General features: G+C 65.9%; 16 protein-coding genes, 1 tRNA gene and 3 pseudogenes. 11 read left to right on the top strand and 9 right to left on the bottom strand.

Translation table 11 applies throughout. From position 1 onward, the window contains the following. The first annotated feature begins 40 nt into the window (after positions 1-40). The 4 genes from pstS (at position 41) to pstB (ending at position 4,169) form a co-directional block, all read left to right on the top strand. Positions 41-1,162: a phosphate ABC transporter substrate-binding protein PstS gene (gene pstS, locus ACX80X_RS12390; RefSeq protein ID WP_252612042.1), complete on the top strand. Its 1,122-nt coding sequence runs from the start codon at positions 41-43 to the stop codon at positions 1,160-1,162. A gap of 102 nt (positions 1,163-1,264) precedes the next feature. Then, positions 1,265-2,197: a phosphate ABC transporter permease subunit PstC gene (gene pstC / locus ACX80X_RS12385; protein WP_104063028.1), complete on the top strand. Its 933-nt coding sequence runs from the start codon at positions 1,265-1,267 to the stop codon at positions 2,195-2,197. Continuing rightward, positions 2,198-3,310 carry a phosphate ABC transporter permease PstA gene (gene pstA / locus ACX80X_RS12380; protein WP_252602468.1) on the top strand — a complete coding sequence of 371 codons (1,113 nt, stop codon included), beginning with the start codon at positions 2,198-2,200 and terminating at the stop codon, positions 3,308-3,310. Positions 3,311-3,389: 79 nt separating this feature from the next. Then, positions 3,390-4,169, top strand: coding sequence for a phosphate ABC transporter ATP-binding protein PstB (gene pstB / locus ACX80X_RS12375; protein WP_058930354.1), 780 nt, complete (start codon positions 3,390-3,392; stop codon positions 4,167-4,169). A 78-nt stretch (positions 4,170-4,247) separates the two neighbouring features. Here the strand turns inward: pstB and ACX80X_RS12370 are convergent, their stop codons facing one another. From ACX80X_RS12370 to ACX80X_RS12360, 3 genes are all read right to left on the bottom strand, one after another. Further along, positions 4,248-5,261, bottom strand: coding sequence for an inorganic phosphate transporter (locus ACX80X_RS12370; protein ID WP_252602467.1), 1,014 nt, complete (start codon positions 5,259-5,261; stop codon positions 4,248-4,250). Between the two features lies 1 nt (position 5,262). After that, entirely contained in the window at positions 5,263-5,880 is a 618-nt protein-coding gene (locus ACX80X_RS12365) for a DUF47 domain-containing protein (protein ID WP_252602466.1), read from the bottom strand. 269 nt (positions 5,881-6,149) lie between these two features. Beyond that, positions 6,150-6,809 (bottom strand): hypothetical protein, encoded by a 660-nt coding sequence (locus ACX80X_RS12360; RefSeq protein ID WP_056347859.1) that lies wholly within the window; start codon positions 6,807-6,809, stop codon positions 6,150-6,152. Between the two features lie 205 nt (positions 6,810-7,014). Here ACX80X_RS12360 and ACX80X_RS12355 point away from each other — a divergent pair. Continuing rightward, positions 7,015-7,087, top strand: a tRNA-Lys gene (locus ACX80X_RS12355). 122 nt (positions 7,088-7,209) lie between these two features. Here ACX80X_RS12355 and ACX80X_RS12350 read toward each other — a convergent pair. Beyond that, positions 7,210-8,127 carry an ANTAR domain-containing protein gene (locus ACX80X_RS12350; RefSeq protein WP_252614496.1) on the bottom strand — a complete coding sequence of 306 codons (918 nt, stop codon included), beginning with the start codon at positions 8,125-8,127 and terminating at the stop codon, positions 7,210-7,212. 607 nt (positions 8,128-8,734) lie between these two features. On the opposite strand from ACX80X_RS12350, the gene ACX80X_RS12345 reads away from it, so the two are divergent. From ACX80X_RS12345 to malQ, 3 genes and pseudogenes are all read left to right on the top strand, one after another. Next, a complete protein-coding gene (locus ACX80X_RS12345; RefSeq protein ID WP_252612048.1) occupies positions 8,735-9,319 on the top strand; it encodes an HhH-GPD-type base excision DNA repair protein in 585 nt (194 codons plus the stop codon). 6 nt (positions 9,320-9,325) lie between these two features. Next, positions 9,326-10,328 (top strand): annotated as a pseudogene (locus ACX80X_RS12340) (LacI family DNA-binding transcriptional regulator). Positions 10,329-10,442: 114 nt separating this feature from the next. After that, complete coding sequence (gene malQ / locus ACX80X_RS12335) at positions 10,443-12,665, top strand: 4-alpha-glucanotransferase (RefSeq protein ID WP_459312195.1); 2,223 nt, start codon at positions 10,443-10,445, stop codon at positions 12,663-12,665. A gap of 45 nt (positions 12,666-12,710) precedes the next feature. On the opposite strand, the gene ACX80X_RS12330 is transcribed toward malQ, so the two are convergent. Together ACX80X_RS12330 and ACX80X_RS12325 are read right to left on the bottom strand one after the other, a co-directional pair. Continuing rightward, the gene (locus ACX80X_RS12330) at positions 12,711-15,536 is read right to left on the bottom strand and encodes an FAD-binding and (Fe-S)-binding domain-containing protein (protein ID WP_252612037.1); all 2,826 of its coding nucleotides are present in this window, start codon (positions 15,534-15,536) and stop codon (positions 12,711-12,713) included. After that, positions 15,536-17,275, bottom strand: coding sequence for an L-lactate permease (locus tag ACX80X_RS12325; RefSeq protein WP_252612035.1), 1,740 nt, complete (start codon positions 17,273-17,275; stop codon positions 15,536-15,538). The genes ACX80X_RS12330 and ACX80X_RS12325 overlap by 1 nt, the downstream gene beginning before the upstream one ends. Positions 17,276-17,416: 141 nt before the next feature. Between ACX80X_RS12325 and ACX80X_RS12320 the strand changes: the two genes are divergently transcribed. Then, entirely contained in the window at positions 17,417-18,109 is a 693-nt protein-coding gene (locus ACX80X_RS12320; RefSeq protein WP_252612033.1) for a GntR family transcriptional regulator, read from the top strand. A 110-nt stretch (positions 18,110-18,219) separates the two neighbouring features. Here the strand turns inward: ACX80X_RS12320 and ACX80X_RS12315 are convergent. Next, a pseudogene (locus ACX80X_RS12315) lies at positions 18,220-20,583 on the bottom strand (pullulanase X25 domain-containing protein); the annotation flags it as partial. A 56-nt stretch (positions 20,584-20,639) separates the two neighbouring features. On the opposite strand from ACX80X_RS12315, the gene ACX80X_RS12310 reads away from it, so the two are divergent. Both ACX80X_RS12310 and ACX80X_RS12305 read left to right on the top strand, forming a co-directional pair. After that, on the top strand, positions 20,640-21,317 hold the full coding sequence (locus ACX80X_RS12310; RefSeq protein WP_252614498.1) for a hypothetical protein: 678 nt from the start codon (positions 20,640-20,642) through the stop codon (positions 21,315-21,317). Continuing rightward, positions 21,235-22,458 (top strand): site-specific integrase, encoded by a 1,224-nt coding sequence (locus ACX80X_RS12305; RefSeq protein WP_252614499.1) that lies wholly within the window; start codon positions 21,235-21,237, stop codon positions 22,456-22,458. The genes ACX80X_RS12310 and ACX80X_RS12305 overlap by 83 nt, the downstream gene beginning before the upstream one ends. 14 nt (positions 22,459-22,472) lie before the next feature. On the opposite strand, the gene ACX80X_RS12300 is transcribed toward ACX80X_RS12305, so the two are convergent. Beyond that, positions 22,473-23,672 carry an MFS transporter gene (locus tag ACX80X_RS12300; protein WP_252614500.1) on the bottom strand — a complete coding sequence of 400 codons (1,200 nt, stop codon included), beginning with the start codon at positions 23,670-23,672 and terminating at the stop codon, positions 22,473-22,475. A gap of 190 nt (positions 23,673-23,862) precedes the next feature. Beyond that, positions 23,863-24,567 (bottom strand): annotated as a pseudogene (locus ACX80X_RS12295) (rhodanese-like domain-containing protein); the annotation flags it as partial.

Below are 24,567 nucleotides of genomic sequence, written 5' to 3'. Positions count from 1 at the left end.
GTCCTGCCGCCGCTGAATATCCCTGGAAGGGGTACATCTAGTGAAGGCACTCCGTTTCGGCCGCCACGCGGCTATCGCTGTAATCGCAGTCGGCGCACTCGCGCTCACCGCCTGCGGTTCAGATAACGCCACGGGCAACACGCCTGCAGGCAACCAGACTTCCGCCGGCCCCAAGGTCACCGGCACGCTGACGGGCATCGGCTCTTCCGCGCAGGGCGCAGCGATGGACGCCTGGAAGACCAGCTTCGCCGCCGCCAACCCCGGCGCCACCGTGCAGTACTCCCCGGATGGCTCCGGCGCTGGCCGCAAGGCGCTCGTGGACGGGTCAGCCCAGTTCGGCGGCTCGGATGCCTACCTGAAGGACGAAGAGTTCGCATCCTCCAAGACCGTCTGTGGCCCTGACGGCGCCATCAACATCCCGGTCTACATTTCCCCGATCGCGGTTGCCTTCAACCTCCCGGGCATCACCGAGCTGAAGCTTGACGCAGCTACCGTTGCCAAGATCTTCCGTGGCCAGGTCGCCAACTGGAACGATCCGGCGATCGCCGCCCTGAACCCGGGAGTCTCCCTCCCGGACCTGAAGGTCACTCCCGTGAACCGCTCTGACGATTCCGGTACCACCACCAACTTCACCGAGTACCTTGCGGCTGCTGCTGCGGATGTTTGGACCGACAAGGCTTCCGGCGTTTGGCCTGCAAGCCTGCAGGGCGAGAACGCCAAGGGAACCTCCGGTGTTGTCAAGACCGTCACCGATACCCCCGGCGCAGTGACTTACGCAGATGATTCCGCAGTCAGCGGCAAGCTCGGCGTTGCTCAGATCAAGGTTGGCGAGTCCTTCACCAAGATCTCCGCTGACGCAGCCGCAAAGGCTGTTGATGCAGGCAAGCCCGTTGAAGGCCGCACCGCCAACGACCTGTCCATCAAGCTGGACCGCAAGACCACAATTGAAGGCGCATACCCGATCGTCCTGGTCTCCTTCCACGTTGTCTGCGCCACCTATGACAAGCAGGAGACCGTTGACCTGGTCAAGGCCTTCGAGAACTATGTAGTTTCCAAGGAAGGCCAGCAGGCCGCCGCCGATTCTGCCAAGTCCGCGCCGCTGTCCTCGGCCCTGGCCGAGAAGGCCGTCAAGGCCATCGAATCCATCAAGGTCAAGTCCTAGTACCTGTCCCTGAACCATGTTCCCCGCCACGCCGAAAGGCGGGGCGGGGAACTTTGGCTTGTAAGCTCGATTTAGGCACCGCCCACAACCGAAGGGTCTGGAATGACCGCCACCCCCCTGACTAGTTCCCAGGGCGCAGGCCGCGCCGGGGATAAGATCTTTTCCGGCGCCGCCCTGACCGCCGGGTGCCTCATCCTCGCCGTCTTGTTCGGCGTGGCACTCTTCCTTGTTGTCCAGGCCATTCCGGCGCTCACCGCCCCGGCCGCCGAGATCCAGGGCGGCGAAGGCTTCTTCGCCTACATCTGGCCGATCGTTATTGGCACCCTCATTGCGGCCACCATTGCCCTGGTGATCGCGACACCCATCGCCATCGGCGTGGCCCTGTTCATCTCTCACTTCGCCCCGCGCGGACTGGCGTCCGGCCTTGGCTATGTGGTGGACCTCCTGGCCGCCATCCCGTCGGTGATTTACGGTGCCTGGGGCGCGGCGTTCCTTGCCAAGGAAATCTCCCCCGCCTACAACTGGCTGGCCGAGAACATGGGCTGGTTGCCCATCTTCCAGGGTCCCGCCTCTGCCACGGGCAAAACCATCCTGACCGCGGGCATTGTGCTCTCGGTGATGGTCCTGCCGATCATCACGTCCCTGAGCCGCGAAATCTTCCTGCAGACGCCCAAGCTACATGAGGAAGCCGCCCTGGCCCTCGGCGCCACGCGCTGGGAAATGATCAAAATGTCGGTCCTGCCGTTCGCCCGTCCGGGCATCATCAGCGCCGTCATGCTGGGCCTGGGCCGTGCGCTGGGCGAGACCATGGCAGTTGCCCTGGTCCTCTCTTCCGGTGCCCTGACAGCCAGCCTGATCACGTCCGGCAACCAGACCATCGCCGCGGAGATCGCCCTGAACTTTCCCGAAGCGAGCGGCCTGAAGGTCAGCACGCTCATCGCCGCAGGCCTGGTCCTGTTTGTGATCACCCTAGGCGTGAACATGATTGCCCGCTGGATCATCACCCGGCACAAAGAATTCTCGGGAGCCAACTAAATGTCCTCCACTCTTACCCCCGTGCGCAGTAAGCGTTCAGCCCTCACCAAAGGCCAGCTACCCAAGTACGCGCCGTACGTTGTCCTGGGACTCGCGCTCATCGTGGGCGCGGCAATCCTGGCACTGATCGGGTTCAATGCCTTTGGCTGGGGCATCGTCTCGGCCATCCTCTTCGCTGCCGGCCTGGTGGGCTGGAGTGCGGCGGTGGAAGGCTCACGCAAAGCCAAGGACAAGCTGGCCACCTGCCTAGTGGTGGGCTCGTTCCTGATCGCGCTGCTCCCACTGATCTCCGTGATCTGGACGGTGCTGGTCAACGGAGTCCCCGGCCTCATCGCCCCGGGCTTCCTCACCAGCTCCATGAACGGCGTCACGGGCGTCTACGACAATAAGGCCGTTGAAGAGGGTGCCCCCGTTATTGGTGGCATCTACCACGCCCTGTTGGGCACCATCCAGATCACGCTGGTAGCCACCTTGATCTCCGTGCCCGTCGGACTGTTGAGCGCCATTTACCTGGTGGAGTACGGCCACGACGGCCGTTTGGCCCGTGCCATCACGTTCTTTGTGGACGTTATGACGGGCATCCCGTCCATCGTGGCCGGCCTGTTCGCCGCAGCGTTCTTCTTCGCCGTGGTGGGGCCCGGCACCAAAACGGGTGCCGTCGCCGCCGTCGCGCTTTCGGTCCTGATGATTCCCGTAGTGGTGCGTTCCAGCGAGGAAATGCTCAAGATCGTCCCCAACGAACTGCGCGAAGCGGCCTACGCGTTGGGTGTGCGTAAGTGGCGCACCATCCTCAAGGTGGTTATCCCGACGGCGATCTCCGGCATCGCGTCCGGCGTCACCTTGGCGATCGCCCGCGTTATCGGTGAGACTGCGCCCATCCTGGTCACCGCCGGGTTTGCCACCAGCATCAACAACAACGTGTTCGGCGGCTGGATGGCCTCGCTACCCACGTTCATCTACACCCAGATCCTGAACCCCACCTCGCCGGCGAACCCGGACCCGTCCTCGCAGCGGGCCTGGGGCGCCGCCCTGGTGCTGATCATCCTGGTAATGGTGCTGAACCTTGGCGCCCGGCTGGTCGCCAGGACCTTTGCTCCCAAGACCGGCCGGTGAAATTTTTACAGCAGGCCATTCCGGTCCTCGCGGCCAAACCCTAGACTTCAATCCGTACCCCAGCAAGTGAAGGAACACCATGTCTAAGCGCATCGACGTCAAAGACCTGAACGTGTACTACGGCGATTTTCTGGCCGTGGAGGATGTCAGCATCAACATCGAGGCCAAGTCCGTAACGGCCTTCATCGGTCCCTCAGGCTGTGGCAAGTCCACGTTCCTGCGCACCCTGAACCGCATGCACGAGGTTCTGCCCGGCGCCCGCGTCGAAGGCGAAGTCCTGATGGACGGCGACAACCTCTACGGCCCCGGCGTGGACCCCGTGACGGTGCGTTCGCAGATCGGCATGGTCTTCCAGCGGCCCAACCCGTTCCCCACGATGTCCATCCGCGACAACGTGCTGGCCGGCGTAAAGCTGAACAACAAGAAGATCTCCAAGGGCGAGGCCGACGTCCTCGTAGAGAGGTCCCTCCAGAGCGCCAACCTCTGGAACGAGGTCAAGGACCGCCTGGAGAAGCCAGGATCCGGCCTGTCAGGCGGCCAGCAGCAGCGCCTCTGCATCGCCCGTGCCATTGCGGTGGAACCGCAGGTGATCCTCATGGACGAGCCGTGCTCCGCGCTGGACCCGATCTCCACGCTGGCCATCGAGGACCTTATCAACGATCTCAAGGACCAGTACACCGTGGTGATCGTGACCCACAACATGCAGCAGGCCGCCCGCGTTTCGGAAAAGACGGCGTTCTTCAACATCGCCGGTACCGGCAAACCGGGCAAGCTGATCGAATACGGGAACACTCAGACCATCTTCAACAACCCCAACGTGAAAGCCACCGAGGACTACGTCTCCGGCCGCTTCGGATAAGCCCCACCGGCTCCCTAACCTCGCAAGCTCGGCCAGGGAGCCGGTGGGGACAGTCGATGCGGCGTTTAAAGCTTGCGCTCAGCCCGCCAAAGGTGACATCGCCAAGGCCAGCACGAACGCCCCGGCAGCGGTTGCCGCGGGGGTCAGGACCCACAGCCCCAGAATGCGGATCACCAGCTTCCGGTTGGTCACGGAGAAGTTCTGGTTCTCGCCTGCGCCCAGCACGGCGGACGTCACGATGTGGGTGGTGGACACGGGCCAGTGCAGTCCGATGGCGCCCACGAACAGGATCACCGCGCTGAAGATCTGGGCCACAGAGCCCCGCAACGGGTCAATCCGGGTGATTTTGTAGCCGATGGTTTGAGAGATCCGCCAGCCGCCGAAAAGCGTTCCCACCGTTATCATCACCGCGGAGAGCAGCGCCACCCACATGGGGATAGTGCCGCCGTCGGAATATCCAGCCGCCAGCAGGGCCAGCAGCAGCACGGCACTGATCCGCTGGCCGTCCTGCAGGCCGTGCCCGAATGCCACGGCGCCGGCGGCGATGGACTGGCTGCGGCGGAAGCGTTGGTTGACAACGTTGGGCTGGGTGTAGCGTGCCGCCCACGTGACTGGGAAAACCAGCAGGAACGCGCCGCTGTAAGCAACCAGTGGCGACAGGAGCAGCGGCAGGACCACCTGGAACAGCAGCGACTCGTTCACCGCGCCCACACCTGCGCCGCCCACGGCCAGGCTGGCCAGACCGGCGCCGCCCAGCCCTCCCACCAGGGCATGGGTGGAGGACGCCGGGATGCCGCGCCACCACAGCAGGACACCCCAGACGCAGGCGCTCGCGAGCCCTGCAACCAGCATGCTAAGGCCGTTGGTGCCGTCTGGAAGGCTGATCCAGGTCTGGCTGATGGTTACCGCCAGGCTGGCGCTGAGCAGGGCGCCCAGGAAGTTGAAGAAGGCCGCAAGCAGCACGGCCACGCTTGGCGTGAGCGCCCGGGTGCGGACAGCCAGCGCAACGGACGTGGAGGCGTCCCTGAAGCCGTTCAGGAAGGCAAATCCCGCGGCCAGCACAACCACCGCAGCAAAGATGACTGCGGTCACCTCAGGATTCCTTGACGATGATGCTGCCCACCTGGGTGGCAATGCGCCGCATGTCCTTGGTGACTTCCACCAGCTGGTTGGCGATGTCGCGGTGGCGGGAATACTGCGCCCACTTCATTTCGTGGATCATGTCCGCCACCCAGACCCGGTGCGACCGTTCGGCGCGCTTGGCCAGCCGCAGGATCTCGATCCAGTAGTCCTCCAGGTCATCGAGGTTGTTCAGCCGGCGCATGGCGTCCACCGTGAGTTCGGCCTGCCGGCTGATGACATCCACCTGGTCCGCCGCCCGTTTTGGCAACCGCTCCAGCTTGTACAGGGCCACCAGCTCGGCGGCGGCATCCAGTTTCTCGATGGCCTCGTTGAGGTAGCGGGACAGTGCGTACATGTCTTCGCGGGGTAGCGGGTTTACGAAGCTGGTGCGCATGTGGGTGAGCAGGGCGAAGTGAAGCTCGGCGGACGTGGCCTCGTGGTTGTGCATGTCGTCCACGAGTTTTGCGTGCTCGGACGCGGGGACGCCAAGGATCTCTGCCATGGTGGCGCTGGCGTGCACAATTTGCTGGGCCATCTGGGACAGCAGGGTCAGCCCTGCGGGCTCCTGGGGAAAAAGGCGCAGCTTCACGTTGGGATACCGGTCTCCGGGGATGTACAGGGGTCGGGGGCCGCCCACTTGTGACTTGACGCAGGCCAGCAGCTGATGTTGATTCTACCGGCCCAGTGCCCGCGGCCTGTAAACAGGCAGAAAAATGGTGCCGAACCGGATACGCCTCTCGGCGGTAGGCCGCTCTAGGCGGCTAATTGTTGAAGCCCGGGGGTTTCGCGGCTCGACACCAGTTTCAGTGTTCTACGTTGCTTGGCCCAAGTCAACATTGACAGACCTGCGCCGGTGGTTCAGTCGAGCTCGCCCAGCCGCCAGGCGTTTGCCGCATGTTCAAGGTCCTCGGCCGTCTTCACGAGCTGGTGCGAGTTCCGCGTGAGCTTGCTTGCGTGGGCCTCGTTGCCGAGCTCGGCACCGTCGGCGATCGTCGCCTGGCCCAGCGCCACCACGCGGCAGAACGCGGCGGAACGTTCCAGCGCGACGTCGAACTCGCCGTCGAACGCTCCGGAGAGAATGGCGTCAGCCATGGTCCGCATTTCCTCGGCTCCCGGCGGTTCAGCGGCGCCGGCCACCACGTTGGAAACCTGCGCGGTGTCCTTGCCTGCCCGGAAGTACACGGAGATCCGTTCGGGGTCCTGGACGGTGGCGGCGCGCAGGGCGTACAGCCGCCAGAGGGCGCCGGGCAGCGAACGCGCCGGGCTTTCCGCCCACATCTCCGCGATGGCCTCCAGGCCCTGCTCGTCGGTCAGCTTGACCAGGCGTTCGGTGATGACGGGATCGTCGCTGTCGCGTCCGTGGCGCACCAGTGCCTGGGCGGCGAGGTGGGCGGCCTCGGAGACGCGCGCAGGATCGGGGCCGCCTGCGAACGGCTCAAAGTCGATGGGGGCGAACGGCTTGGGCTTGTGATGCCGGTTGGCTCCGCCGTAGTGACTGGGTCCTGCTTGTTCGCTCATGCCCCCCACGCTACTCCTGTGCCGCGCGGGAAATCGAGTACTGTTTGTAGCCAGGATGGACCTTGCCAGCGCCGGTGACGCTGTGCGGAATTCGGAACATACGACGGCGGCGGACAACCTGCGTGCCAAAGCCGCCCCGTGTGTGGGGTAAAGTATTTTACGTCCAGAAATGGACTGGGCTGATCGGTCGTTTGACCGTCGGCTGGGGCCTTTAGCTCAGTTGGTAGAGCATCGGACTTTTAATCCGTGGGTCGTGGGTTCGATCCCCACAGGGCCCACCCACGCGGAAGACCAGAGACACTTCGTCTCTGGTCTTCTTTCGTGTACACCCCAGCACGGGCACGGGCACGGGCACGGGCATGGGCATTGGCGGTGGCCAACGTGGATGACCTGAGGAAGCCTAATGCTCGAAATGCGTGTCCGGTGCTCCGCCTGGCAGGTTCGCCAGGATGCCCTCAGCCACCTTGCGGAGCTTGATGTTCCGGTGGCTGGATGCCTTGGCGATGATGGCAATTGCGTCGTTGTAGGAGCACCTGTTCTGCGCCATGATGACGCCGCAGGCAATGTCGATGGACGTCCGGCTTTCCAAAGCTGACTGCAGGTCCGACGCCCTGGTGCTGGCCGACTCCAACTCAAGGGCCAGCCTGAGGCCGCGGGACGCGAGGTCAGCGAAACTGCGGGCCTCGGCGGTGACGTGCAGCGGGAACGCCTGGGGGCTGGCTGCGAAGAAGGCGAGGGCGGCCTCGGTGCCCTCATCCAGGGAAAGCCGCAGGCCCAGGACGCTGTCGAACCCGGCGTCCTGCAAGTGCGGCCGGTAGCGTCCCCAGCGGAAGTCGGAGGCCACGTGGTTCATGGCCGCGGTCCCTGTGCCGGTGAGGGCTTCGGTCAGGGGGCCTTCGCCGACTTCCTTTTCCAACCGGGCCAACGTCGCGGTCCGCGTGCCCGTTCCAGCGGTGGTTCTGGAGCGTTTGGCCCGGCTCATGACCAGGGCGCATTCGATGGGAACGCCGGCGAGCCGGCTCAGCGTGGCGGCTCCCAGGTGGGCCAGGATCTCCAGGGAGTCAGACAGGTCCTTCGAGCCGGTGACCAAGTCAGGGATAAGCCCGTCGGCGCCGACCATCCCGATGGTGAACGCCTTGGCTGCCGGTTCCGCGCCAGGACGATCGCCCGGTGCCGGGATGGGCCTGCGGTCCGGGATTGCCGCCGGCCCCGGATGCGGGGCTGCATGCTGGGTGGTGTGTTGGGCCGGATGAGCGGGCGCTGGCCTCCTGCCCGCCGACGCGTGTGCCTGGGAAGCCTCGGATCGGGAATACTTCACCTTCGCCTCCCGCCGGCACACCAGGAACTGATTGGAAGCGTTTGATGAATGTGAAGCGTGGAGGACAAAGGGCCGGCGACGGCTGGGGGAGAGGCCTTGGTCTCTAAGACCTCCTCGTCGCCGGCCCCGCTTATTTCCCGGACCCCTTGGAGCGGGAAAACGCGGCTGCCGAGTCGTGTATTCATCCTTCCCACAACCCCCTAGTGAGACATCCAAACCAGTGCGGTTTGCGAGTCTTAACTCATTAGTCGAACTTAGTTCTGGCAGGGCCCCCGGCAACCGCGTAATCGGTACTTGTTTTTCAAATTAGGTAGTACTTGGTTTTTCGGAAGAACTATTCAACTCCGCGCTGATGAGTTCTCCTCCGCCGGCACGATCACCATGAGCCGGCGTTCAGCGTCGGACCCCTCCGGCGACGGAGTTTCGGCGCCTTCGTCGAACACCTGGAACTGACCCGCGAACTCGGTGTTTTCACGGTCCGGTACCGGGCGGCAACTTCGTGTCCGGATACCGAGTTTTTGTCCACGTAATGCGCAAAACGACTGGCGAAGTCCCATTACATGGACAAAAACTCCAGGTCATGACGCAGGCCGCGGGAGGTGGAAAGATGAGGGCCATGGAACTGCATATCACCGGTGACCCGGCCGCCGACCAACTGCTGACCGATGACGCGTTTGCGCTGCTGACAGGCATGCTGCTGGACCAGCAGGTAACCATGGAATCCGCCTTTGCCGGGCCGGAGAAGATCCGGGCCCGGATCGGGTCCATCGCCCCGGCCGCGGTGGCCGCGTACGAACCTCAGGCTTTCGTCGACGTGTTCAAGGAACGGCCGGCGGTGCACCGGTTCCCCGGCTCGATGGCGGGACGTGTCCAGGCGCTCGCCGAGACGGTGCAGCATGACTGGGACGGCGACGCGACGCTGATCTGGACCAAGGGCGACCCGGACGGCCCGGAGGTGCTGCGCCGCCTGCAGGCACTGCCAGGATTCGGGGAGCAGAAGGCAAAGATATTCCTTGCGCTCCTGGGGAAGCAGCGCGGGCTGAACGCACCCGGCTGGCGCGAGGCCGCCGGCCACTACGGCGAGGAGGATGCCTTCCTTTCGGTTGCCGACATCGTGAGTCCCGAATCGCTCGCCAAGGTGCGGGCCAGCAAGCAGGCAGCAAAGGCGGCGGCCAAGGCTGCCAAAGGCTGACCGCTCATGGCAGTGACCATGAACGATGTGGCGCGCGTCGCCGGGGTGTCGTTGAAGACCGTGTCGAACGTGCTCAACGACTACGAGTTCATCCGGCCGGCCACCAGGCAACGGGTCCAGGATGCCATTGCCGCACTGGGCTACGAGGCGAACCTGACAGCTCGCAGCCTGCGCTCCGGGAAGACCCACATGCTGGGCCTGGTGCTGTCCGACCTCGCGGCGCCGTACTACGCAGAGCTGGCCTCAAGGGTGATGGCGGCGGCGGAGCGGCGCGGCTACCGCGTGCTGGTGGAAGTCCGGCGCCCTGGAAGCCAACGAACTCGGTGCCCTGCAGGGTCCGCTGCGGCAGCTGACCGACGGACTCCTGTTCACGCCACTCGTCATGAGGGCCGATGCCGTCGCCTCCCACCGCGGCAGCAAGCCGGTGGTGCTGCTCGGCGAGCACATTCAGGTTCCCCGGCTGGATCTGGTCACCATGAGAAACCAGGACGCCGCCCAGGCCCTCACCGCCCACCTGCTGGCCGGAGGCCGCCGTCGTATTGCCGTGCTCGGCGCCCATCCTGGCGAATCAGCGGGCTCGGCCGGCCTGCGACTCAACGGTTATCGGAGCGCACTGGAGGACTCCGGTGTCCCGTTTGACCCGGCCCTGGTGGCACCCGGGGAATGGCGCCGCGACGGGGGAGCAGCCGCCGTCGCCGGCCTCCTGGAACACGGCATTCCGTTCGACGCCGTCTTCGGGCTCAACGACGCCCTCGCCCTGGGCGCCATGCACGAACTGCTCGTCCGTGGCGTGAAGGTGCCCCAGGACGTTGCCGTGGCGGGCTTTGACGACATCGACGAGGCACGGTTCGCCTCGCCGTCGCTCACCACCGTGTCGCCCGGCATGGATGAGATTGCGGAACGGTCCGTCGGGTTGCTGATCGACCGGATTGACGGGCTGGAAGCGAGGGCAGACGGGGTCCACGCGGAGGCGGGCTTTGACCTGATAGTCCGGGATTCGGCGCCCTGAGGGCTGCCGCCGGACTATCGTTGGCTGCAACAGTTGTGCGCGGGGGCGTGTTGCTCCCGTGCGTCAGCAAGCAATGTAAGTTCGGGCCCATCACACCAGACGAGGCGGACATCCATGAAGGCTCCAGACCAGCAGCACGCTCAAATTTTCGGCACACCGGTTCCACCGGGCTATGGTGATGCCGCCGGTCATGAGCCCGTGGACCGGCACCTGCTCCAACGCCTCGCCGACGTTCACGGCGTGGGCACCTCGTTCCACGGCTGGGACGGGCTGCCGCACAGCGTCGCCCCGGAGACCCTGACCAAGGTTCTGGCGGCGCTGGGCGTCCCCGCCCACACGAACCAACTGATCGAAACTGCCTTGGCCGAGGCGGAAGTGGCGCCGTGGCGGCGGATGCTGCCGCCCGCCGTCGTGGTCCAGCAGGGCCAAACCGCACTGGTTCCCGTCCACGTCCGGGACGGTTCGACAGCGCGTCTGACAGTTGTGCTCGAGGCCGGTACGGGCGAGCCCGTGGAAGCTGTCCAGCAGGACGTCTGGGTGCCGCCCCAGGAGGTGGATGGTGTGGCCACCGGCCGGGCCACGTTTGCCGTGCCGGAGGGGTTGCCGTTGGGCTGGCACACACTGCAGGCAGAGTCCGACGGCGTCACAGCCGAGGGCGCGCTGGTGGTGGTTCCGGCGCGGCTTACCACCGCCGATTCCTTGGTGGAGCGGCGGGGGTGGGGCCTGGCAACCCAGCTCTATTCCGTGCGGTCCAAGCGGTCCTGGGGGATCGGCGACTTCGCCGACCTCGCGGACCTGGCCACACTCAGCGGCGCCCGTGGCGCGGACTACGTGCTGGTCAACCCACTGCACGCCGCGGAACCCGTGCCGCCGGTCCAGCCCTCGCCCTACTCGCCGTCCACGCGGCGCTTCTTCAACCCGCTGTACATCCGGGTGGAGGCCATCCCGGAAATCGCCTACCTGAAGCTGCGTAAGCGCGCAGCGGTGGACAGCCTGCAGGAGCAGGTCCAGGTCCTGAACAAGGACGGGGAACGGCTGGACCGGAACGCCGTGTACGCCGCCAAGCTCCAGGCCCTGGAACTCCTGTATCACGCCCGGCGCTCGCCGGCGCGGCAGGCAGCGTTCGACGAATTCTGCCGGATCTCCGGCTCCGGGCTGGATGACTTTGCGCTGTGGTCCGCCATCCGGGAAGACCTGGCACCGGACCATCCGCTGTGGGCCGACCCGGACTGCGCGCTGGGATCCCCTGAAGCGGAGTCACTGCGCCGGAAGCTTGCGGACCGGATCGGGTTCCACCGCTGGCTCCAGTGGATCTGTGATGAGCAGCTTGAGAACGCGCAGCAGGCGGCGCGCCGGGCGGGGATGCGGCTGGGCGTGGTGCACGATCTTGCCGTGGGCGTGGACCTCAGCAGCGCCGACGCCTGGACCCTCCGCGGTGTCCTGGCGCCCGGGATCAGCGTGGGGGCGCCGCCGGACATGTACAACCAGCTCGGCCAGGACTGGAACCAGCCGCCGTGGCATCCAGCCCGCCTGGCGGAGGCCGGCTACGCGCCGTTCCGCAACATGCTCTCCACCGTACTCCGGCATGCCGGCGGCATTCGGGTGGACCACGTGCTGGGCCTGTTCCGCCTTTGGTGGGTGCCGGCCGGCAACTCCCCGCGCGACGGCGCCTATGTCACGTACGACCACGAAGCACTGATCGGTATCCTGGCACTGGAGGCCCAGCGTGCCGGCGCCGTGGTGATCGGCGAGGACCTGGGAACCTTCGAGCCATGGGTGCGCGACTACCTCGCTGCCCGCGGCATCCTGGGCACCTCCATCCTCTGGTTCGAGAACGACGGCGATTCACCCCTGCCGCCGGAGCTGTACCGCACGCAGGCCCTCGCCAGCGTCAACACCCACGACCTGCCGCCCACCGCCGGCTACCTGGCGGGCGACCACGTGGCTCTTCGCAGCAGGCTGGGCCTCCTGGCACGCCCCGAGGCGGAAGAGCGGGCGGAGCACACGGCCACGCTCGAAAAGATGATGGGGCTGCTGCGGGAACGCGGCCTGCTGCCTGAGGGTGGCTACGGCAGCACCGGCAGCGAGGAACGCACCATCGAGGCGCTGCACCGCCTGCTGGCCCAGACGCCGTCGGTCCTTCTCGGCGTGGCCCTGGTGGATGCGGTGGGGGAACGGCGCGTGCAGAACCAGCCCGGCACCACCGAGGCGCTGTATCCGAACTGGCAGGTCCCGCTCGGTGATCCGGACGGCCGCGCGATGCTCATTGACGACCTCCCCAACAACGCCCGGTGCAACTCCCTGCTGGCCGCGGTTTCGGAGGCGCTGCGCGGCTGACCCATGCCGCAGCTGACCTCGATCGGTAACCCGCTTAGCCGTGGGTCAGCGGGTAACCTCCTCCAGGAGTTCCAGCACGTGGCGGTACTGCGCGCCGGTTGCCCGCGTCATACCCAGTTCGCAGGTCCGGTTGCAGGACGCGTGCGCCGCAGCGCCCATGTCCGCTACCTCCGCGGCCTGCTTCGCGGTAGCTGATGCCGTCAGCTCCGGGTGCAGCATCCCACGGTCCCCGGCGAATGCGCAGCAGCCCCAGTTTTCCGGCACCTCCACGCGGTCGGCGACGGCGCCGGCCACGGCACCGAGGGCATCGTTGAGGCCCATCCGGGTGGAGGAGCAGGTGGGGTGCAGGGCCAGGGACTCCAGCTTCCCGTGATCGGGCAGCCCAGGAAGGATCCGGTCCGCGGCGAAGTCCACGGCGTCCACCATGCGCAGTGGACGCTGCCCTGCTGCCGGCGTGTCCGATTCGACGGCCTGGCGCAGGCCCTCGGTGCAGGAGGACGCGTCGCAGACGATGGGCAGTTCGCCGTCCTTGGTTGCCTCCCGGAGGGCTGCCAGGGTCTTCTCCCGCATCGTTTTTTGGCCTGCGGCCATACCCTTGGAGGACCAGGGCGTGCCGCAGCAGAGGCCATCGATCCCTTCCGGGACAAGGAGCGTAATCCCTGCCCTGGCACAAAGCTGTTCAAAGCTGTACTGGACGCCGTGCCCTTGGCCGTCCTGAGCCGTACCCGCGGGCCCGAACATGGTCCCCACGCACGCAGGGAAGTAGACAGCGTCCACTTCGCCCGCCGGCGTCGGACGCTTCCGCACCGAACCGCCGCCCGGCAGTTCGGCCGAATACAGCGGGACTGTGTCTTCCCCAAGCACTGCCCGCGCGGCCTTATTGGGCGGGGCGATGGCGGCGGCCGGGAGCTTGTTCACCACAGTCAGGGCCAGCGAAGCACCCCGGGTGACGCCTTCCCAGTGCTTGGCGGCGGCATTCCACGCCCCGTTGGCGAGCGGGCCGGCGTCGGCCTTCCGCAGCTTCTTTACCAGCGATCCGGTGTTGATGTCCACCGGGCAGGCGGTCTGGCACATTCCGTCCACGGCGCAGGTGTCCACGGATTCGTACTCGTAGTCCTTTTCCAGTTCCGTGACCAGCGCAGTGTCTCCGGCCAGCCGCGCGGATTCGATGGCGCGCAGCGTGACGATCCGCTGCCGCGGCGTGAGGGTGATGTCCTTGCTGGGGCACACCGGCTCGCAGTAGCCGCAGGAGACACAGCGGTCCACCTCCTCGGCGACCGGAGGCGCCGTCTTGATGTGCCGCAGGTGCGCCAGCGGGTCCTCGTCCATGAGGACGCCCGGGTTGAGCATCGCGGCAGGGTCGAAAAGCCGCTTGATGCTGCGCATCACGTCGTAGAGCTCATCGCCGTATTGCCGGCGGACGTACGGGGCCATCACGCGCCCGGTGCCGTGCTCGGCCTTCAGCGATCCGCCCTCGGCCAGGACCAGGTCCACCATGTCTTCGGTGAAGGCGCTGTAACGGTCCAGTTCTGCGGCGGTGGCGAAACCGTCGGTGAGCATGAAGTGGACGTTGCCGTCCTTGGCGTGGCCGAAGATCACGCTGTTGCCGTAGCTGTACTTGTCGAAAAGCCGGATCAGTTCCCGGCAGGTGCGGCCCAGCACCGGGACGGGGACCACAATGTCTTCCAGCAGCGCGGTGGTGCCCTGGGGGCGCGCACCGGCGACGGAGGCGTAGAGGCCCTTGCGCAACTGCCAGAGCTGGCCCCGTTCCCGGGCGTCACCGGTGAACCGGGCGGGGGTGGAGAGCCCCAGGCCCATGAGGATGCCCTCGCCGTTGACTTGGAGCTCCGCCAAATGTCCGGCGCTGCCGGCGGAGTATTCCACGAGCAGGGCGGCATGGTCCCGGACCGCCAGGTCCTGCACGACGGCGGGCGTTCCCTTGAGCGTCTGGCCCACCTTCAGTGACAGCGCGTCCATCAGCTCAATGGTTGCGGCCCCTGTTTCTACGAGGGCAGGCAGGGCCGCGTTGGCCGCCTCGAGGTCCGGAAATACCAGCAGGCCCGCGGCGGCGTGCTGGAGCCGCGGGATGGTGCGGAAAATCGTCTCTGCCACGAAACCTAGGGTGCCTTCGCTGCCGACAATCAGGTGGGCCATGATGTCCACCGGGCTCTTGAAGTCCAGCAGGGAGTTCAGGCCGTAGCCCATAGTGTTCTTCATGGAAAACTGCTGCCGGATCCGGTCGACGGAGTCGGGGTTGTTCCGGACGCGCTCCGCCAACCGGGCTAAACCTTCGTAGAGTTCCGGTTCGAGGGCGCGGAGCTTTTGGTCGGCGTCGACCGCCCCGGTGTCGATCACGGTGCCGGAAGGCAGCACTACGGTCAACGACTCCAGCGTCCGGTAGGTGTTGTCCACGGTCCCGCAATTCATGCCGGAGGAGTTGTTGGCCACCACGCCGCCGATGGTGCACGCCGCCTCGCTGGCCGGATCCGGGCCGAACTTGCGGCCGTAGCGGGCGAGCCTCGCGTTGAGCGCCCGTACGGTGACGCCGGGCTGTACCCGGACCCGCGCGCCGTCGTCAAGCACTTCGATGTCCCGGAAGTTGCGGCGCACGTCCACCAGCACGCCGTCGGTAACCGCTTGGCCGCTCAGGCTCGTTCCGCCGGAGCGGAACGTCAGCGGCACACCCTGGGCAGCGCTCGCACGCAGCAGCCCGCCCACCTCGGCGGCGCTCCCCGCCGTGACCACAGCCTGCGGGATCAGGAGGAAGTGCGAGGCATCGTGGGCGTTCGCGTGCAGGTCGATGGCCCGGGTCTTCACCTGGGTGGGATCCTTCACCGCCGCGCGTAGGCCAGCTATGTCCAGGGGTGCCATCAGGGGACCATCCAGCCCAGTACGGGGGTGGACTGCAGGAAGATCAGCACGGTGATGAGCGCCAGCAGGCCGAGGCTCCAGCCGAGGAGCTTCCGGAAGAGGGTGCCCTCTGCACCGTCAAGGCCCACCGCGGCCGAGGCCACCGCCAGGTTCTGCAGCGACAGCATCTTGCCCATCACCCCTGCGGAGGAGTTGGAGGCGGCCATCAGCACCGGAGAAAGGCCGGTCTGCTCCGCTGCGGTGGCCTGCATCTGGCCGAACAGCGAGTTGGAGGAAGTATCGGAGCCGGTGAGTGCCACACCAATCCAGCCAATCAATGGTGAGAGGACGGCGAAGAAACCGCCCGCGGAGGCCAGCGCGAAGCCGAGCGTAGTGGTCTGGCCGGAAAGGTTCATCACGAAGGAGAGGCCCAGCACGGCCGTGACGGTAACGATGGTCCAGCGCAGCTGTACCAGGGTGTCCCGGTAGATGCGAAGGCCCTGTGATGCGATGATCTTGTACAGCAGCATGGTGAGCAGGCCGGAGAACAGCAGCAGGGTGCCGGTCGCCTTGAGGTGGTCCAGCTTGAACTTCGTGGCCGCGACAGGCTTGCCGGCCGAGTCGGTGATGTCCAGGCCGGGCCAGGCGAACGTGACGCTGCCAACCTGGCTCAGCCAGGCCTTGACGAACGGAATCTGCGCCACCGAGAACACCGCGATGATGATCAGGTAAGGGGCGATCGCCATCCAGATCTTCCGCGGCTCGGGCCGCGAGTTATCGGTGGGTACCGCACTGTCAGTTGGCACCGCGCTGCCCGAGGCGGGCCGTTCGGCAAAGTGTCTTGAGCTGGCTCCGCTCACCGAACCGGCACCTGCGCGTGCAGCGACGGCGGCTGCCTCGGCTGGTTCCAGTGCAGCCTGGACGGCGCCTCCCATCCCGACGGTTTCCTTCGGCTGCCACACCTTCAGCATCAGCAGCACGGCGGCCACTGTTACGACGGCGGCCACAACATCAGTGAGTTCCACGGCGAAGTAGTTGGAGGTTACAAACTGCGCCGCACCGAACGCGACGCCTGCGACGAGGGCCACGGGCCAGGTCTGTTTCACGCCACGACGGCCGTCCACGATGAACACCAGCAGCAGCGGAACGATCAGGGCGATGAACGGCGTCTGGCGTCCGGCCATTGAGGAAAGCTCATTCAGCGGCAGGCCCGTGACACCGTTCAGGGCGATGATCGGCGCGGCCATCGCGCCGAAGGCAACCGGGGCAGTGTTGGCAAGCAGCGAGACAATGGCCGACTTCAAGGGCTTCATTCCTGCAGCCATAAGCATGGCTGCAGAGATGGCCACGGGCGCGCCGAATCCGGCCAGGGATTCCAGCAGGGCGCCGAAGCAGAAGGCGATCAGGATGGACAGGATCCTGAGGTCGTTCGAGATCGAACGGATGGTGCGCCCCAGCACTTCGAACCAAGGAGTGGCCACGGTGAGCCGGTAGATCCACAGCGCGTTAACAAGGATCCACAGGATAGGGAACAGGCCGTAGAAGATGCCTGCCGCGGTGGCGCTCAGGGCCTGGTTGACCGGCATCTGCCAGCCAACGATGGCCAGTACGAGGGACAGGGCGAGGCTGGCCAGGGCAGCTTTGGGTGCCTTGACTTTGAAAACGCCCAGCAGAACGAAAAGCAGGACGAGGGGAAGCGCAGCGCAAAGGGCTGAAATCACTAGGGACCCGGAAATGGGGTCGAGGATCTGCTGAAACATGTGTCTCCAGATTGTGTTAGGCGTCACAACACTGTGGCGCCCAACGATTGTCTAACAAGTACACATGTTGGTCAAGTGCATGTGTTGACTTGTCTGGCAAGATTGGGGGAAATGGGAAAAGACTTTACAGGAGAAGCGCACATGGCCGGCCGCATTGCTGCAGTCTCAATCGTCGACGCGATCGCTGCGGATCTGCGGAGCCGCGTTTTCTCTGGTGACCTGGGTTCCGGCGAGGCGCTCACTGAGACAGACATCGCCACGTCCTATGAAGTGGCACGCCCAACCGCCAAAGCCTCGATTGAGAAGCTCGTGGCGGAGGGGCTGCTGGACCGGGGCACGCACAAGACCGCACGGGTCGTGGACCTGGGACCGGAATCCGTGCGGGACATCTACCTGGCACGCGCCTATCTGGAAAGCGAAGTACTACGCCGGCTGGCGCGCACCAGGGAGATACCGCAGGAGGCCGTCCAGGCCAACCGCGATATCGCGGCATCGAAGTCGGGTACGCCGCTGGACGTTGTGGAACCTGACATGCGCTTCCATACAAGCCTGATCGACGCAGTGGCAAATGAGCGCATCAGCCGGATGTACCGCTCGCTTGTGGGTGAGGTGCGGCTGTGCATGGTCCGGGTCCAGTCACTGCACCTCCTGGACACGGAGCTGATACTGGCCGAACACCAGAAGATCCTTGAGCTGATCGAGGGCGGCCAGGGCGAGGCCGCGGCCGAACTGCTGGACGAACACCTTGGGCGGGCGCGTGAACGGCTGGTCGCCGCTATGGGGGGAACCGCTGGCCCAGAGGCTGAGTACCCGTCAGGGCTGGTGCCGGAGTAGCCGGCACACAGCAATGCGGGGTCACCGGTCGGTGCTCCGAAACTCCGGAACGGACCGACGGTGCCCCGCATCGCGGTGCTAGGCGGCGCGGCGAAAAACAGCGCTGGGCCCTAACCCGCCGTGAGCAGGTGGGTGGCGTGGTCGTACCGGAAGGTGACCGCGCCGCCGTCGTGCGTGTAGGAGATGTTGCCGCCGTTGCGTACGCCGTTGGCACCGTAGTTCTCGTCCCAGCCCCGGTTCAGTGCGGCCTTGAACTCGTAGTCGCCGGCCGGGAGGTCCGCGACGGCCAGCTTCCACACCTGCGTTGCCGGGTCCAGCGTCAGCTGGGCCTGGTCGCAGGCCGGCAGCCAGTCATCCTCGCAGCCGAGCTCCAACCCCATGCTTCCCACCGCTGAAACCGCCTGCGGCTGCTGGGATGCGTAGACGGCAGTGGTGACGTGCGTGCGGTTGTCGTAGCGGAAAGTGACCGCTCCGCCGGGGTGGTCAAGGACGATGTTGCTCCCGTTAAGGAGCCCGTCCGCGCCGTAGCTGACACCCCACGTGCCGTTGAGCGCGGCCTTGTATTCGTACTGCCCGGCTGGCAGGTCCACGGTCAGCCGCCAGATGTTATCCGCCGGGTCCAAGGTCATGAAGGCCGCTGGGCAGGCCTCGTCCCAATCCTTTGGACAGCCCATCCCGGCGTTAAACGACCCCGCAACAGTCACTGAGTCCGGCTGCGGTGCCTCACCCAACGTCACCGTCCGCGGTTCGCTGACCACGCTGAAGCCGGGACCGGTCATGGCGGCGCGGTATCGGACCACGGTGCCGTCGGCGAGTTCCAGGCCTGCCAGGTCATCGGTCGCCGAGTACACCGGTGATGAGTCGTCAGAGCCCACAGCAGTCCAACCGCCGCCTGCGATGCTGCGCTCGAAGGACACCATATGGCTGGACTTTTCCGGATCTGCGGTGGCGCTGAGCTCCACGGAACCCTCCACGCTGCTGCCTTCGACGGGTTTCTGCATGGTTAGGATCGGCGCCGGAACGGCGGCTGCCCGGGACTGGCTGGTGGCACGGTGGCCCCCATTGTCCAGCACCGTGGCGCGGTATTCGAGGACGGTGCCTGCATACAAGGCAGCGACATCGTGGAACACCTGGTACGGCGCGGTGTCGTCGGTGCCGATCGGTGCCCAGCCACCGCCCGCCGTCCTGGCCTCAAAGGTGACCTCGTAGAACGAAGCACCGCCGACGTCGGCCGTCACGTTGATCCGGCCGTTATCCGCCGGTGCCGCGGCAGGTTCCTGAAGTGCGACGGCGGGAGCCGCCTTGGAGTGCGGAATACGGCCCGACGACTGGTAGACCACGGCCGACAGCGGCGGGACGGTGACTGTCAGCTTTCCGTCCGCTGAGGTCTTCACCGTGTCCGCGCCCGCACCGTAAATCTGCGTGTAGCTGCGCTTGCCGATGTAGGTGGGCACGTCCGCCGTCTGCTGCTGTTCGCTGTTGTTCAGGGCTACAACATACTCACGCTGGTCCTCCGCATCGGTGCGGGAGAAGGCATAGATCCCTTGCCCTTCGGAGGCGTAGCGGTGCTGGTGGGCGCCGTCGCGCAGGGCAGGGTGGCCCTTGGTCAGGGCCGCGAGCTGGCTGATCTTGGCATACAGCGGGTGGCCGGCGTTGAAGTTGTCGCTGGCGTGCGTGGCGTCGGTGCCCAGCAGGTCGTCGTCGAGGTACTCCGGCACCTGGCTGGCGAAGAGCGTCTGCCGGGCGTCCTGGTCGCCGCCGGGGCCGGTAAAGCCTTGCTCGTCGCCGTAGTAGATCACCGGGTTGCCACGGGAAAAATACATCAGCTCGTGGGCCAGCTGGTCGCGGGCCACCTGCTCCGTGTCGGCTGAGCCCGGGTTGTCGGCGGCGATGATGCTGCCGATGCGGCCCATGTCATGGTTGCCCAGGAAGGTTGGCAGTTGGTAGACGTTGGAATCGGCGTCGGTGTACCAGTCGTCGCCGGCGAAGAACGTCTCCAGCGAGCGGGTGTCCTGGCTCTTGGACGCGAAGTTCCGGGCGGCCTCCTGGAACGGGAAGTCCAGCACGGCCTGCATCTGGTTGCGGGTGGTGAACTGCGAGGTGAAGGACTTGGTCGTGTCGAAGACTTCGCCGAACATAAAGAACTCGTCCTTGCCCTGTGCCTTGGCGTAGCTGAGCATCTCCGGGCCAAATTCCTGCCAGAACTCGTTGTTGACGTGCTTCATGGTGTCTATCCGGAAGCCGTCCACCCCGAAATCGCCGATCCAGGTCTTGTAGATCTCCTCCATGCCGTCCGCCACTTTGGGGTTCTCGGTGAAGAGGTCATCCAGGCCGAAGAAGTCGCCGTAGTAGGAGTCCTCGCCTTGGAAGGTGGTGTCGCCGCGGTTGTGGTACAGCGTGGGATCGTTCAGCCAGGCGGGGACCTTCAGGTTCTCCTCGGCTTTATCCACAACGGGAACGTAGGGGAAGGACGTCCTGTTGACTGAACTTCGGGGAGACTGAACCCAGGCTTTCCGGAGAGGTGGTCATCGTGGACGAAATGCGGCTGAAGCTGCTCGAGGGTCAGATCGGGTTGCCTGGCATTGGTGCTGTCCGGCAAAACGTGGCAGGTCTTCTGCCCTACGCCGTGGTCGACGAGGCAGGGCGTGAGATCGAGGTGTTCTCGGTGTTTCTTCGCGATCTCGTGTTGACGGACATGAGCCCGTTGACGGTGCGTTCGTATGGCAATGACCTGCTGCGCTGGTGGCGGGTGCTGGAACTGATCGGCGTCCCGTGGGACCAGGCGGGCCGTCTGGAGGTCGAGGTCATGGTCGGCTGGATGCGCTCGGCCGTGAATCCTCAGCGGCGGGGGAGCGGGGCACGGGTGATGAATCCACGGACCGGGAAAAGACCGCTGGCTGAGGGGTATGCGCCGGCGACCATCAATCACGCACGGGCTGTCCTCGCATCCTTTTACGCGTCTGAGCGCGGACGCGGTCCTGACGACGATTCGGGCCTTCTACCTCGATATCCAGGGCTGGGCAGCCCAGGAGCCCGAACGCTGGGCCCGATGGGTTGCGCCCTGCCCCATCGGCAGCAGGGAAACCAGGTCACAGGCGAAAACGAAACGCCGAGCCAAGGAACGCATGGATGGCCGCATACGCTTGCTTCAACCGCTCCTTCCTGCCTTCGTCGCCGCCGTGACCGCCCGCCGGGACCACCTGGATGACCTTCTGAAGGCAGCGACCGATGCCGAACCCGACCAGGCGCTGACGGTCGGAGCGAAGAACTATCGGAGGCTGTTCACCGTCGGTGACGCCCGGCACGCCGAGCGTCACGGCCGGGCCAACATCCGGGTGCTCGATGAGTCGACCGGACGGAAGCTCAACGTCACCTTCACTGAGGACGCCGCGTTCTGGCAGTGGGCAGCCGTTGAGACCTTGCGGCACACCGGGCTGCGATGCGAGGAACTTCTGGAGCTATCCCAATTGAGCATCCGCCAGTACGCCCGGCCCAACGGGGAAGTTGTGGCCCTGTTGGTGGTCGCCCCGTCCAAGACCGACCGTGAGCGCGTGATCCCGATGACCGCCGAGCTGTTCCATGTGATTGCGACAATCATCCGCCGCCTCACCCGGAACCGGCGGGGCGTGCCGCTGGCCACGCGATTTGATAAGTACGAACGAATCACGAGTGCACCGCAACCGTTCCTGTTCCAGCGCACGATCGGGCAACGCACCGAAGTCATCAATCCCGGAACGTTGCGCGCGGAACTGGCCAAGCTCAGCGACGCCCTGGCAGTTGAGCACCCTGAGCTGGCCGGTTGCCGGTTTACCCCGCACGACTTCCGCCGTCTGTTCGCCACAGACCTCGTCAACCACGGCCTGCCGATCCACATTGGCGCCGCCCTCCTTGGACACCTGGACGTGCAGACCACCCACGGCTACGTGACCGTCTTCCAGGAAGACGTCATCCGCCACTACCAGATCCACCTCGCCGGCCGCCGGGCGGCCCGGGCCGCCCGGGAATACAGGACCCCGACCACCACTGAATGGGCCGAATTCGAAGAGCACTTCGACAAACGCAAGGTCGAACTCGGCAACTGCTGGCGGCCCTACGCCACCCCCTGCGAGCACGAACACGCCTGCATCCGCTGCCCGATGCTCCAAGTCGACCCTGTCATGATCCAGCGCCTCGACGAAATCAATGAAGACCTCATCACCCGACGCGAGCTCGCCGAAACAAAAGGATGGCTCGGCGAGCTCGAGGGCATCGACCTGACCCTCCGATTCCTCCACGACAAGCGCGCAGATGCACAACGGCTGGCCCGGCTGGGGCCGACCGACCTGGGCATCCCGGTCATCCGTCCTTGAATTGGTTCCCTCGTTCATCTCTGGCCGCGGTGGTCCCTGCTTCGCATTCGAACAGCGACGATGATGCCGGAGAGCGCAGTCAGGGCGGCGACGGCGGCGACGGCGGCGGGGATGCCGTAGGCGTCGGCGATGATGCCGGAGAGCAGGGCGCCGACGGCGAACCCGCCGTCGCGCCACAGCCGGTAGATGCCCACTGATCTGGCCCGCCATTCGGGGTGGGCGACATCGCCGATCGCTGCAAGCAGTGTGGGGTAGACCATGGCGGTGCCGGCACCGAGCAGGACGACGGCGGCAAGCCAGGTTCCGAAGTCATTTCCGAGGGCGACCATGCCCAGCGCCAGGGCTTGGACGAGCATGCCTCCGGCGATCAGTGGTTTGCGCCCGATCCGGTCCGAGAGGGGACCGGTGACGAGTTGACCGGCGCCCCAGACTGCCGGGTAGACGGCGGCGAGGATGCCGATGCGTTCGATGCTGAGCCCTGCGGTGGCGAACAGGACAGGGAACAGGCCCCAGGCGAGGCCGTCGTTGAGGTTGTTCACCATCCCGGCCTGGCTGACGGAGGACAGGGACTTGTCCCGGAAACTGGTCAGAGTGAACACCTCACGGTTGCTCAGCCCGGCATGGCTGCCGGCGTGGACCGGGACGTGCACTGCGGCTTCGGCTTTGGCGTGGTGGTGTGTTTCGCCGATGGTCAGCACGGACAGGCCAAGGCCGACGGCGATGAAGGCAGCGCCGAGCAGGAAGGGCCCGGGGCGCAGTCCGTAGGAGGAAGCGATGTAACCGGTGGCCAGTGCGGTGCCTGCGACGCCGAGGTAGCCGGCCGCTTCGTTCAGCCCCATGGCGAGGCCGCGGCGTTCGGGGCCCACCAGGTCCATTTTCATCATGACGGTGGTGGACCAGGTCAGGCCCTGGCTGATGCCCAGAACCACGTTGGCTGTGACGATCCAGCCCCAGGAGGGCCCGAAGATCAGCAGGAGGGGGACGGGGAGGGCGATGAGCCAGCCGGCGACCAGGACCGGCTTGCGGCCGTACCGGTCCGAGAGGGTACCGGCGAAGTAGTTGGTGGCGGCTTTGGCCAGGCCGAACGCCAGGATGTAGGTCAGGGCGGAGGTGTACTGGTCGAGGTGAAAGACTTTTTCGGCCAGCAGCGGCAGTACCGTGCGCTCCTGGCCGAGGGTGCCGCCCACGAGGGCGTTGACGGCTACGAGGAGCATGAACTGCGCCAGGTTCTGGCGCAGGCCCAGTCTGATTGGATCCCTTTGCCTGGGCGGTGAAGAGGTGTGGCCGGATCTCACGGATGTGCTCCAAGTGTCAGGGCGAGGTGGTCGAGGGCAAAGCTATGGCGGCGGCCGGGCCTACTGTGCCGCCGCCAAGGCTCTCAACCAGGGTTCGTGGTGCTTTTGTTTAGTTGCTGGACACGGATTCGCGTTCCTGCTGCCAGGCGTCCCAGGCGGCGTAGCTGCCGTCGAGTTCGACGACGTCGTACCCGGCGCGGCGCAGGGCGCTGGCCGCGACGGAGTTCCGGACCCCGGACTGGCAGTAGGTCACGATGGTTCCTTCGGCCGGAAGCTGGTCCAGGTGCCACATGGCGCGGCCGCCGCTGAGCTGGTGGGAGCCGGGGATGTGCCCGGCGGTGTGCTCGGTGCGGTTGCGGACGTCCAGCACCATGGCTGCATCGAAGCTGCCCAGTTCTTCGGGCCGGATCAGGGGCGGGGTGCTGACGGGGAGTCCCTCGATGGTGGTGACGTAGCCGGCGACGTTGTCGATGCCGACGCGGACCAGGTGGTCCCACATATCCTGGGCCTGTTTCTGCCCGGCGGCGAGCAGCACGNACGAGCGGGTTCTTGTCGGTTTCCGGGTTCACGACCCAGGCGCCGTAGCTGGCCACGGACTTGCCGGCGGGAACGTTCAAGGAGCGGGTGACGGTGCCTTCGTGGACTTCGGTGTTGGGGCGGGTGTCGATGAAGGTGACGGTGTCCTGGGCGAGGTCCTTGGCGACGTCGGCTGGGTCCAGTTCCTGAAGCGGGGTGCGTTCGCCCATGACCGCCGGGCCTTCACGGTTTTCGCGCTTCATCCGTCCGAAGTAGGCGTGGGCGTCGGGCTGGCCGT

It is taken from the genome of Pseudarthrobacter sp. MDT3-1 (genome assembly GCF_054510755.1).
This window is presented reverse-complemented; position numbering and strand designations above follow the sequence as displayed.

Excerpts from the sequence above, each read along its gene's own strand:
- pstC (WP_104063028.1), top strand. The coding sequence starts at position 1,265 with ATGACCGCCACCCCCCTGACTAGTTCCCAGGGCGCAGGCCGCGCCGGG.
- pstA (WP_252602468.1), top strand. The coding sequence starts at position 2,198 with ATGTCCTCCACTCTTACCCCCGTGCGCAGTAAGCGTTCAGCCCTCACC.
- pstB (WP_058930354.1), top strand. The coding sequence starts at position 3,390 with ATGTCTAAGCGCATCGACGTCAAAGACCTGAACGTGTACTACGGCGAT.
- ACX80X_RS12360 (WP_056347859.1), bottom strand. The coding sequence starts at position 6,809 with ATGAGCGAACAAGCAGGACCCAGTCACTACGGCGGAGCCAACCGGCAT.
- ACX80X_RS12345 (WP_252612048.1), top strand. The coding sequence starts at position 8,735 with ATGAGGGCCATGGAACTGCATATCACCGGTGACCCGGCCGCCGACCAA.
- malQ (WP_459312195.1), top strand. The coding sequence starts at position 10,443 with ATGAAGGCTCCAGACCAGCAGCACGCTCAAATTTTCGGCACACCGGTT.
- ACX80X_RS12330 (WP_252612037.1), bottom strand. The coding sequence starts at position 15,536 with ATGGCACCCCTGGACATAGCTGGCCTACGCGCGGCGGTGAAGGATCCC.
- ACX80X_RS12325 (WP_252612035.1), bottom strand. The coding sequence starts at position 17,275 with ATGTTTCAGCAGATCCTCGACCCCATTTCCGGGTCCCTAGTGATTTCA.
- ACX80X_RS12320 (WP_252612033.1), top strand. The coding sequence starts at position 17,417 with ATGGCCGGCCGCATTGCTGCAGTCTCAATCGTCGACGCGATCGCTGCG.
- ACX80X_RS12305 (WP_252614499.1), top strand. The coding sequence starts at position 21,235 with ATGGATGGCCGCATACGCTTGCTTCAACCGCTCCTTCCTGCCTTCGTC.
- ACX80X_RS12300 (WP_252614500.1), bottom strand. The coding sequence starts at position 23,672 with ATGCTCCTCGTAGCCGTCAACGCCCTCGTGGGCGGCACCCTCGGCCAG.